This window comes from Cupriavidus campinensis, assembly GCF_905397395.1.
Classification (GTDB): domain Bacteria; phylum Pseudomonadota; class Gammaproteobacteria; order Burkholderiales; family Burkholderiaceae; genus Cupriavidus; species Cupriavidus campinensis.
In genome coordinates this window covers 1-9,760 of the sequence record NZ_CAJPVH010000101.1, presented here as the reverse complement: position 1 = coordinate 9,760, position 9,760 = coordinate 1, and the positions used below count along the sequence as shown (strand labels likewise).

Here is a 9,760-nt window from a genome sequence, read left to right as displayed (position 1 = left end):
TGGAAGGCCCGGGCGGCACGCCCGGCACCCCGGCGCCGCCGGCTTCCGCCAACGCCGGACGGCTGCAGCCGTCCAGCTGGGCCGAGATCGGCGGCTGGAGCCAGGACGACGTGCGCGCCGCCTGGCCCGCGCTGCAGGCCAGCTGCCAGGCCCTGAAGAAGCGTGCCGACTGGAACCGCGTCTGCGCGGTCGGCCTGATGGTGGATGCCGGCGACCTCGTCGCCATGCGCGAGTACTTCGAGACCCATTTCCAGCCATTCCGCGTGATCAATGGCGATGGCACCGATAGCGGCCTGATCACCGGCTATTACGAGCCGATCCTGCACGGATCGCGCACGCGCCAGGGTGCCTTCCAGATTCCGCTGTACCGCCGCCCGCCGCAACTGGGCAAGGGTGCGCTGCCGGCCCGGGCCGAGCTGCTGCGCAACCCGGCGCTGCGCGGCAACGAAGTGGTCTGGGTGGATGACGCCGTGGAAGCCGCCTTCCTCCAGATTCAGGGCTCGGGCCGCATCCGGCTGCCCGATGGCTCGGTGATGCGCGTCGGCTTCGGCGGCACCAATGACCAGCCGTTCCGGTCCTTCGGCAAATGGCTGCTCGACCGGGGCGAGATCACGTCCGCGCAGGCCACCATGCAGGGCATCAAGGCGTGGGCGCGCGCCAATCCGGCCCGCGTGGAGGAGATGCTCAACGTGAATCCGCGCTACGTCTTCTTCCGTGAACTGCCGCCGAACAACGACGGACCGGTCGGCGCGCTGGGCGTGCCGCTGACCGCCGAGCGGTCGATTGCCGTCGATCCGGCCACGATTCCGCTGGGCGTGCCGGTGTTCCTCTCGACCACGCGGCCGCTCTCGACCGAACCGATCCAGCGCCTGATGTTCGCGCAGGACACCGGCTCGGCCATCAAGGGTGGCGTGCGGGCCGACTTCTTCTGGGGCGCCGGCGACGCCGCCGGCGAGACGGCCGGCCGCATGAAGCAGGGCGGCCGGATGTGGGTGCTGATGCCGCGCAGCTAAGCGGCAGCCCTCAACTTCGGGGCTAGCGCGGCCGCTGATCCACGATGCGCCGCGCCTTGCCCACCGACCGCTCCACGCCGCCTTCGGGCAGGATCTCGATGGCGGCCGTCACCCCGATATACGCCTTGATGTCGTGGACCAGCCCCGAGCGGGCCTGCTGCGCCCCCTCCGGCTCGGCGCCGTGGGCGCACTCCACACGCACCGTCAGCGTATCCATCGGCCCTTCCTTGCCGAGCACGCACTGGTAGTGTGGCGCCAGTTCGGCGTGCTTCAGGATCAATTCCTCGATCTGCGACGGAAACACGTTCACGCCGCGCACGATCATCATGTCGTCGGTGCGGCCGGTGATCTTCTCCATCCGGCGGAACGCGGCCCGCGCCGTGCCCGGCAGCAGCCGGGTGAGGTCGCGCGTGCGGTAGCGGACCACCGGCATCGCTTCCTTGGTCAGCGAGGTGAAGACCAGTTCGCCGAACTCGCCATCGGGTAGCACTTCGCCGGTTTCCGGGTCGATGATCTCGGGGTAGAAGTGGTCTTCCCAGATCGTCGGGCCGTCCTTGGTCTCGGCGCATTCGTTGGCCACGCCGGGGCCCATCACCTCGGACAATCCGTAGATATCGACCGCCGAGATGCCCATGCGGCGTTCGATGGCCAGGCGCATCTCGGGCGTCCACGGCTCGGCGCCGAAGATGCCGATGCGCAGCGACGTGCTGGCCGGGTCGATGCCCTGCCGCTCGAATTCATCGGCAATCGCCAGCATGTAGCTGGGCGTGACCATGATGATCTCGGGCTTGAAGTCCTGGATCAGCTGCACCTGGCGCTCGGTCTGGCCGCCGCCGAACGGGATCGCCGTCAGCCCGGCCTTTTCCACCCCGTAGTGCGCGCCCAGCCCGCCCGTGAACAGGCCGTAGCCGTAGCTGACGTGCACCTTGTCCCCGCGCCGCGCACCCGAGGCGCGGATCGAGCGCGCCATGACCGTGGCCCAGGTGTCGATGTCGCGCAGCGTGTAGCCGACCACCGTGGGCTTGCCCGTGGTGCCGGAGGACGCGTGGATGCGCGCGATCTGGTCCTGCGGCACGGCGAACATGCCGAACGGGTAGTGATCGCGCAGGTCCTGCTTGGTGGTGAACGGAAAGCGCGCCAGATCTGCCAGCGACTGGATCTGATCCGGATGCACGCCGGCGGCGTCGAACTTGCGGCGATAGACCGGCGAATGGTCGTAGGCATGGCGCAGGGACCATTTCAGGCGATCGAGCTGCAGGGCCTGGAGGTCTTGCCGGCTGGCGGTCTCGATGGGCTCCAGCGGCAGGTCGGTAAGGCGCGTGCTCATGTTGGCTCCACCACGTGGCCCTTGATCTGGGCGGACTTGCCCCGGAACATCGCCACCGGCTCGCCGGCCTGGTTGGTCACGCGGATGTCGTAGACGCCGTGGCGGCCGGACAGGACCTGCTCCTGGGCCTCGGCCGTCAGCACGTCGCCGCCGTGCACCGGGCGCAGGAACTCGATCGAACAGCCGGCGGCCACGGTGTTGATGTTGTGGCTGTTGCAGGCGAACGCGAAGCTGGAATCGGCGAGCGTGAACATCAGCCCGCCATGGCAGATGCCGTGGCCGTTGAGGAATTCGGGCCGCACCGGCATCGAGAGCCGGGCGTAGCCGGGGCGCACGGCTTCCACGACGATGCCGAGCCAGCGGCTGCACGCATCGGCCTCATACATGGCGGCGGCGGCCGCTTCGGCCAGGGCCTGGGGGTCTTGGGGCAAGCGGGTCTCCTCGGGCTGTCTATATATATAGGGGGCGATTTTGGGCAGCGGGCTATCGGCCAGTGAAGTGCGGGGCGCGCTTCTCCAGGAACGCGTTCACGCCTTCCGTGTAATCGTGCGACTGGCCGAGATCGCGCTGGAGGTCGCGTTCGAGGTCGAGCTGGGTGTCGAGCGTGTTCGTGGCGCTGGCATACATCGCCCGCTTGATCGCCGCCAGCGCGCGGGTGGGCTGGGCGGCGAGGTGGGTGGACAGCGCCATCGCCTGTTCGGCCAGCAGGGGGTCGTCCATGACTTCCCAGACCAGGCCCCATTTCTCGGCTTCGTCAGCGCTGAGGCGGTCGCCGGTCATCGCCAGCCCCATCGCGCGGCCCATGCCGAGCCGCTTGGGCAGCAGCCAGGTGCCGCCGGAGTCCGGTACGAGCCCGATCTTCACGAAGGCCTGGATGAAGCAGGCGGAGCGGGCGGCCAGCACCATGTCGCAGGCCAGCGCGAGGTTGGCGCCAGCGCCGGCTGCCGTGCCATTGACGGCCGCCACCACGGGCAGCGGGAGCGCCTGGAGGCGGCGGATGAGCGGGTTGAACCAGGTATCGATCAGCTCGCCGAGGTCGGTGCTGTGGCCGGGCGTGAAATCGAGATCGGCAAGATCCTGGCCCGCGCAGAAACCGCGCCCGGCACCGGTCAGCAGCAGGGCGCGGGCGCCGCCGGCTTCCACGTGGTCGAGCGCGGCGACCAGCGCCTCGTGCATCTGGTGGGTGAAGCTGTTGAGCTTGTCGGGGCGGTTCAGCGTGACCACGGCCACGTCGCCCTGCCAGCGCAGCAGGATCGGGCCGGCGTCGAGCGTCGCCCGGGCCGCGGCCGACGATGAGGATGGGGGCATGGTTGTCTCCTGCGCCATATTGTTCTCCGGGTCGGTGAGTGGATCTGACGCCACGATGCGCGCCCGGCCATTGTAGACAGCCAACGCGCGCAATTAAATAAACCGACCAGTCGGTCGGCAAATAATAGTAGGCCTGCGGATCGGGCGCAAGATGGGGTTACGCGCAGCCGTCCGGATTGGGCCGACGGCTATCCCCCTCGCAGATTTGACAATTCTTGCCCTTCGACTACGGTTAGCGCGTGAGCTAGCGCTTTCATCACCTCTGCGAGGCCCGTATGCGCAAATGGAATCCACGGCTGGCCGTCCTGATGGCGGCCCTGGTGTTACCCGTGGTGCCCGCCACGGTCTTCGCCACCGAACAGGCGCAGCAACGCCGCGAAGGGCGCGACGTGCGGCAGGACACCCGTCAGGGATCGCGGGAGACGAAGCAGGACTGCCGCGCCAACGACCAGAAGAGCAATCCGCAGTGCCGGCAGGACAAGCGCCAGACCAAGCAGCAGGGCCGGGAGACCGCGCGTGACATCAAGTATTGATGGCGCGGAGGTCTGCACCTAGCGCGCCGGTTTCGCTAGTTCCTCGTCGATATAGCGCAGCAGCGCCTCGGACAGCGCCTCGCGCGGGTAGGCGTTCTGCGTGACGAACAGTGCGGCCACGGTGGTGCGCGTGCGCGCGATCGGCACTGCGAGTGCCCAATGATCCGCATTGACGTAGGCCAGTAGCGTGCTGCCCGGAATCACCTGATCGTAGAACAGCATCTGGCTGTCGTTGCGGGGGTCGATCTGCGCCAGCTTGTCATGGCTCGACGTCAGGATCGACGAAATGCGCCCCGGCTCCGGAAATGTGACCAGCGAGTAATAGCGCGGCCCTGCCGGCAGCGGGTGCGCCGCCAGCCATGCCTTGCGGACGGCGGGCCGCAGGCTCGTCACGCCGCCGCCGTCGCCGGGCTGGCAGGTGGAGCCGGGGAAGTGCTGGAGCAGGTCCGCCTGATATTGCTCGGCATCGTTGGCGAGCGGCGAGCCGCCCACCGCGCCCGCTGCGCTGACCACCGCCGCCACGCGGCCAAGGATCTCCGGGTAGTTGACCAGCGCCTCGAGGATGTCTGGCGCGCCCTTCGAATAGCCGATCAGTACGAGTCGCGGCCCGGCGGGGTCGAGCGGCGTGGCCATGACCGCATCGCGGATCTGCCGTGCGTTATGGGTGGAGCTGGACAGCGCATCGACCGACAGCATCCCGCCGTCATAGCCAAACTGGCGCAGGTGCCTGCCCACCGCATCGGGCGGACTCAGCCACGGCGCGAAGCAATTAAAGCCGATGCCGGGCACGACCATCGCCACCAGTGGCCGGTGCGCGGGGCCGAGGTCCGCCGGCTTGCCGGTGCCGGGCGGCTCCGTGCCCACGCGCGTCAGGGCTTCCTCGCAGGGGCGGTAGTCGGGCACGGTCTGCTGGCGGGTCTGGAGGATCGCGCAGAAGATCTCGCGGAAGCGCGCCCGCCCATCGCCCACGCCGGCGGCAGCGGCCGGCAGCAGGACCAGCGGCGGGGTCTCGGTGGAGTAGGGCACCAGCGGCTTCGCGGCGCATCCCGCCAAGAAGGCCAACGCCAGCATCCAGGCCAGGCTACTCGCGCGCATGGGCATCCCCTTCGACGATTGGCTCCCAGTCCAGGATGTCGATGTCCGACAGGCTTAGCGGGCGGAGGACGAAGAACATCACCGCCCGCCGCCCGTCGGTATGGTAGTGGGCGCCGCTGAAGGTGGCCTGCTCCTGTGCCAGCGGCACCGGCGTGGGGCCCCGGACGAACGCCAGCTTCTCCAGTCCCTCCGAATACATGCAGTCCTGGACCATCAGGTTGCGCGCCTCATCGACATCCCCGTGCAGCAGCGCGGCCCCTTGGGTTCCATTGGCCGCCGCGAAGCGCCCGCCCACCGGGCGGCCAACCTGCAGCAGGTACACCGGCCGTCCCTGATAGCTGATGGGCGCCAGCCAGACGCGGATCCACGTGGCCGGCGCCCCGGCCTGTGCCTGCTTGCGCAGCACCGCGTCCGGAATCCGGCCGAACACGCGCTGGGCGTTGTCGAAGTCCTGCTGGTTACGCCGGTAGTTGCGGCGGATCATGGCCGCGCTGAAATCCGCCACCTCGCCGACAACGATGCCGTTCAGCGGCTCTCCCACGCCTTGCCCGGCGGCGTCCGTCGCACAGCAGGGCAGGCGCTCCAGCGCGGCGCGCAGGCTGCCGAGGTCGGCATGGTCGGTCACGGCGGCGGGCGGATAGGCGAACAGCTTGCGCGAGAAGTCCGGGTGGGTGGCATCGTCCGGCACGCTCAGGAACAGCGTGAAGGCGATCAGGGTTTGATCGCCGAGCAGGTCGACGTTGAGCAGCTTGGTGCCGCGCGACGGATTGGTGAACACCACGCCCGAGCGGGTGGCGCCGGCCGGGATCGGATTGTGGAAGCCCTGCCGGTTGAACCACTCGTCCATGCGAGCGTTGGTCTTGCGGTCGAACCAGCTGTGTACGGACCACGCCACTTCGAGCGGCGAGAAGTAGTCCGGATCGGTGCCGGTGCGCAGCAGGATCATCGACCGCGCGGAGGCGTTCTCCACCTCGATCCACACGGGCTGGACCCCGGTGCCCTGGATGTCGATGCCAAACATCCGGTCGGAGTCGGCCCGGCTCAGCACGGCGGCGCGCAGGGTGACGCCCTGTTTGGACGTGGTCTCCGCGCGGGTGCGCAGCGCGGTCACGGCATCGCCGGTCGGCGGCTGCCAGGTGGAGCAGCCGGCCAGCAGGCAGGCGATGAACGTCATCGACGAACGCGCCAGGAAGGCGGAAAGAGAGGAAAGGGCTGAAAGGGCGGGCAGCCAGCGCTTCGGCGGGGTCATCGGCCGATCCCCGGGGTGGTCTGGCGCGGGGCGTCCGTCGCCTGCCAGCGGAAGAACTGGATGCTGTCCAGCGACACGGGGCGGCGGTCGAACACCATCACCAGACGGTCGCCATCGGTGTAGTAGGGGTCCGTGGTCAGGTTCTGGCGCGGCTGCTCGGGCGGGGCGGCGCCAACGCCCGAGGCGTAGCCGATCATCACCAGGCTTTGCGAATAGGCCATGTCCTCGGCCAGCGCGGTGCGGGCTTCATCGACATCGGGGTCGATCTTGTGCGTGGTCAGCGTGGGCGAGTGGATGGTCAGGCGGCTGCCGATGTCGCGGCTGATCTGGCCGACCCAGACCGGCTTGCCGCGATAGCGCAGGGGGCTGAGCCAGAGCCGCAGGTGGTTGCGCTGGTGGATGGTGTCGCGCGCCTTTTGCAGCGCGAGGTCCTGCGGGCGGCCGAACAGGTAGAGATCGCTCACGGGCGCGTTGAGGTAGCGCTCGCCTGAGAGCGCCGATGAGACAACTCGCATGATGGCGCCCGACCATTTGGTTTCCGTCGGCCGCCAGCCGCGGCGCACGAGGGCCGGAAAGGCGTCGTCCAGCCCGCCCACGATCACCAGGTTGAGCGGATCGGCGTGCTTGCGACCGCCCTCGTTGGTGGCGCAGCAGGGCAGGGCCTCCAGCGCCGCGCGGAAGGCGTCGTCATCGTCGTAGTCGCGGATCTGGTCGGGCGGATAGACGTCGCGCCGGAACACGGCGCTCGTCTGGTAATCGCCGCGAAAGCCCGGCACGACGGTAAAGATCGAGAAGGCGTGGGCGTGGTCCTTGGCCACCAGGTCCAGCTGGATCAGCTTGACGCCTTCCTCGAGGTGGGTCAGCACCATGCCCGAACGGGTTTGGCCGGGGAGTACCGGGTTGCGGAAGGACAGTCGGCCGAACCGCTCGGCGGATTCGCGCCGCGCTTCGCGGGAAGCATCGGCGGCAAAGATATCGGCGGCTTCGGAGCTGGGGAAGAAGCTGGGGTCCAGTCCTACGTACATGAGCCAGATCGGGCGATCTGTCTCATTGCCGATCTCCACCCATACGGGCTGCATGCCCCGCTTCGCCAGTGGTACGCCGTAGAGCGATTCGCTTTCCGTCGCGGAGAGGACCGAGACCGACACGTTGACGCCGCCATCCGAACGTGACCGCATGCGGCCCTGATAGCCGACGCCGGGATCGGGATCGGGCGCCGGGCTCGCGCAACCGGCCGCGAGCACGGTCATGCCGACGGCCGCCGCCACCCAGGCGGCCAGTCCGGCCCGCGAATGCCCGGGCGACATGGCGGCGCACGCGCAGGCCGACTCAGTTCAGGTCTTCGTCCTTGTAATACTTGGTGCCCTTGGCGGTCAGCTCCACCGCCAGCCCGGTATCCGTGATCTGGTAGACCCAGACACCCGGCGCGACGGCCACCGCGCCCTGGAAGGCGCTGCCGCTGTCACCGGTTTTCGCTGCGGCGGTGGCCTGGCCGCCGAGCGTCCAGCCGGAGTTGATGAATTCGTTCAGCGCCTTGTCGTTCTCGAAAACCCAGACCATCTGGAATTTCTTGACGCCGAAGCCCAGCCCGGCCTGCAGCTCGACCATCTTCATATAGACCATGGCCTTGGTCTTGTTGTTGACGGCGACGCCTTCGCCCTTGCCGCTCCCTGCCAGCAGGATCTTCATGCCGAAGTTGCTGAAGGCGGCGTAGCCGGCGGCAGACTCCACTTGTTTGCGTGCCGATGGCTGCGCCTTGTAGAGCGCATTCAAGGCATCCTGGGCGGCCTTGCGTACCTCGGCCTGCTCTTCCGCCTTGTTCGCGCCAAAGGCGAGGCCGGGGAAGGCGATCAGGGGAATTAACGAGAATGTTGCCGTGCGACGATTCATGATGGCTCCCTTCTCCGCTTCGATGGGGTCGAATGCGGATGCTGGCAAAGCATCTGGGATGCCGCTCGGCGCAATAGGAGGTGCGGCGCTTTTTGTAAGTGTTACCGCAAAATCGTGGGTTTTAGATTAGGCGACGCTATGGCGGCGCGCAAGCGCCGCGCCGGTCTTCCCGCTTGACCGCCACGCCGCCGGCGCGCCAGTATCGTGCGCTGGCAGCAGACCCATTCCATTTATTAGAGAGGAGCAGACATGTCGTACGAGAATATCCTGGTGGAAACGCGCGGGCGCGTTGGCCTGGTCACGCTGAACCGTCCCAAGGCGCTCAACGCGCTGAACGACGCGCTGATGGACGAACTTGGCGCCGCGCTGACCGCCTTCGACCAGGACGAGGCGATCGGCTGCATCGTCATTACTGGCAGCGAGCGCGCGTTCGCGGCGGGCGCCGATATCGGCATGATGGCGAAGTATTCGTTCATCGACGTCTACAAGGGCGACTACATCACACGGAATTGGGAAACCATCCGGCGCATCCGCAAGCCCGTGATTGCCGCGGTGGCCGGTTACGCACTGGGTGGCGGCTGCGAGCTGGCGATGATGTGCGACATCATCCTCGCGGCGGACAGCGCGAAGTTCGGCCAGCCCGAGGTCAAGCTCGGCACCATGCCCGGTGCCGGCGGTACCCAGCGCCTGCCGCGCGCGGTCTCCAAGGCCAAGGCGATGGACCTGTGCCTGACCGCCCGCATGATGGACGCGGCGGAAGCGGAACGTGCCGGGCTGGTGTCGCGCGTGGTACCCGCCGACAAGCTGCTCGAGGAGGCCTTTGCTGCGGCGGACGCCATTGCGAGCTATTCGCTGCCCGTGGTCATGATGATCAAGGAATCCGTGAACGCCGCCTATGAGACAACTCTCAACGAGGGGGTCCACTTCGAGCGTCGGCTGTTCCACGCCACCTTTGCCACGGCAGATCAAAAGGAAGGCATGGCCGCGTTTGTGGAGAAACGCGCACCTGATTTCAAGCATCGCTGAGGCCCGACTAGGGAATACCCGAGGACAGTCGAGGGGTATTATCCTGCCGCGAAAATATTCTACGGGGTGGAATTTCCTTATCGATCAAGGATTTGTCTGGATAATGCACGCTTGTCACGCACGGTGGCATGACAAGCGTGTTGCAAAGCCTTGGAAACGGGCCTACTATTCGTCCCCTCGCAACACAAACCGCGCTGCAAACGCAGCGGCGACAAGGGTTGCGGGGTTGATGGGTGGTCGGGCTGAGCAGTTTTGCAGCGCTGACTGCAGCGAAAAAAACTTCGCTGACCTGTTGACGAAACGTAGATAGTTCTTCATA

General features: G+C 67.5%; 10 protein-coding genes. 3 read left to right on the top strand and 7 right to left on the bottom strand.

The genetic code is table 11. The features are described from left to right. Positions 1–1,013, top strand: a 1,013-nt coding sequence (gene mltA / locus KHO18_RS27380) for a murein transglycosylase A (protein WP_211944243.1), incomplete at its 5' end; no start/stop codon positions are given. Between the two features lie 22 nt (positions 1,014–1,035). On the opposite strand, the gene paaK is transcribed toward mltA, so the two are convergent. The 3 genes from paaK to paaG are packed head-to-tail and all read right to left on the bottom strand — an operon-like array spanning position 1,036 to position 3,648. Continuing rightward, positions 1,036–2,340 carry a phenylacetate--CoA ligase PaaK gene (paaK, locus tag KHO18_RS27375; protein ID WP_144200536.1) on the bottom strand — a complete coding sequence of 435 codons (1,305 nt, stop codon included), beginning with the start codon at positions 2,338–2,340 and terminating at the stop codon, positions 1,036–1,038. Further along, positions 2,337–2,771, bottom strand: a complete 435-nt coding sequence (gene paaI, locus KHO18_RS27370) for a hydroxyphenylacetyl-CoA thioesterase PaaI (protein ID WP_144200538.1) — start codon at positions 2,769–2,771, stop codon at positions 2,337–2,339. The genes paaK and paaI overlap by 4 nt, the downstream gene beginning before the upstream one ends. Positions 2,772–2,823: 52 nt before the next feature. Then, positions 2,824–3,648 carry a 2-(1,2-epoxy-1,2-dihydrophenyl)acetyl-CoA isomerase PaaG gene (paaG, locus tag KHO18_RS27365; protein WP_211944242.1) on the bottom strand — a complete coding sequence of 275 codons (825 nt, stop codon included), beginning with the start codon at positions 3,646–3,648 and terminating at the stop codon, positions 2,824–2,826. Between the two features lie 308 nt (positions 3,649–3,956). Here paaG and KHO18_RS27360 point away from each other — a divergent pair, with 308 nt between their 5' ends. Then, a complete protein-coding gene (locus tag KHO18_RS27360; protein WP_144200579.1) occupies positions 3,957–4,181 on the top strand; it encodes a hypothetical protein in 225 nt (74 codons plus the stop codon). Between the two features lie 18 nt (positions 4,182–4,199). Here KHO18_RS27360 and KHO18_RS27355 read toward each other — a convergent pair whose 3' ends face one another. From KHO18_RS27355 to KHO18_RS27340, 4 genes are read right to left on the bottom strand one after another with little or no spacing between them, the layout of a single operon-like run. Beyond that, entirely contained in the window at positions 4,200–5,276 is a 1,077-nt protein-coding gene (locus KHO18_RS27355; protein ID WP_211944241.1) for a hypothetical protein, read from the bottom strand. After that, positions 5,263–6,525 (bottom strand): LssY C-terminal domain-containing protein, encoded by a 1,263-nt coding sequence (locus KHO18_RS27350; protein ID WP_244845137.1) that lies wholly within the window; start codon positions 6,523–6,525, stop codon positions 5,263–5,265. The genes KHO18_RS27355 and KHO18_RS27350 overlap by 14 nt, the downstream gene beginning before the upstream one ends. Beyond that, positions 6,522–7,832 carry an LssY C-terminal domain-containing protein gene (locus KHO18_RS27345; protein ID WP_377732194.1) on the bottom strand — a complete coding sequence of 437 codons (1,311 nt, stop codon included), beginning with the start codon at positions 7,830–7,832 and terminating at the stop codon, positions 6,522–6,524. The genes KHO18_RS27350 and KHO18_RS27345 overlap by 4 nt, the downstream gene beginning before the upstream one ends. A 22-nt stretch (positions 7,833–7,854) precedes the next feature. Beyond that, positions 7,855–8,415, bottom strand: a complete 561-nt coding sequence (locus KHO18_RS27340; RefSeq protein WP_144200545.1) for a lipid-binding SYLF domain-containing protein — start codon at positions 8,413–8,415, stop codon at positions 7,855–7,857. Positions 8,416–8,664: 249 nt separating this feature from the next. On the opposite strand from KHO18_RS27340, the gene KHO18_RS27335 reads away from it, so the two are divergent. After that, positions 8,665–9,441 carry an enoyl-CoA hydratase gene (locus tag KHO18_RS27335; protein WP_092299000.1) on the top strand — a complete coding sequence of 259 codons (777 nt, stop codon included), beginning with the start codon at positions 8,665–8,667 and terminating at the stop codon, positions 9,439–9,441. Positions 9,442–9,760: the final 319 nt, after the last annotated feature.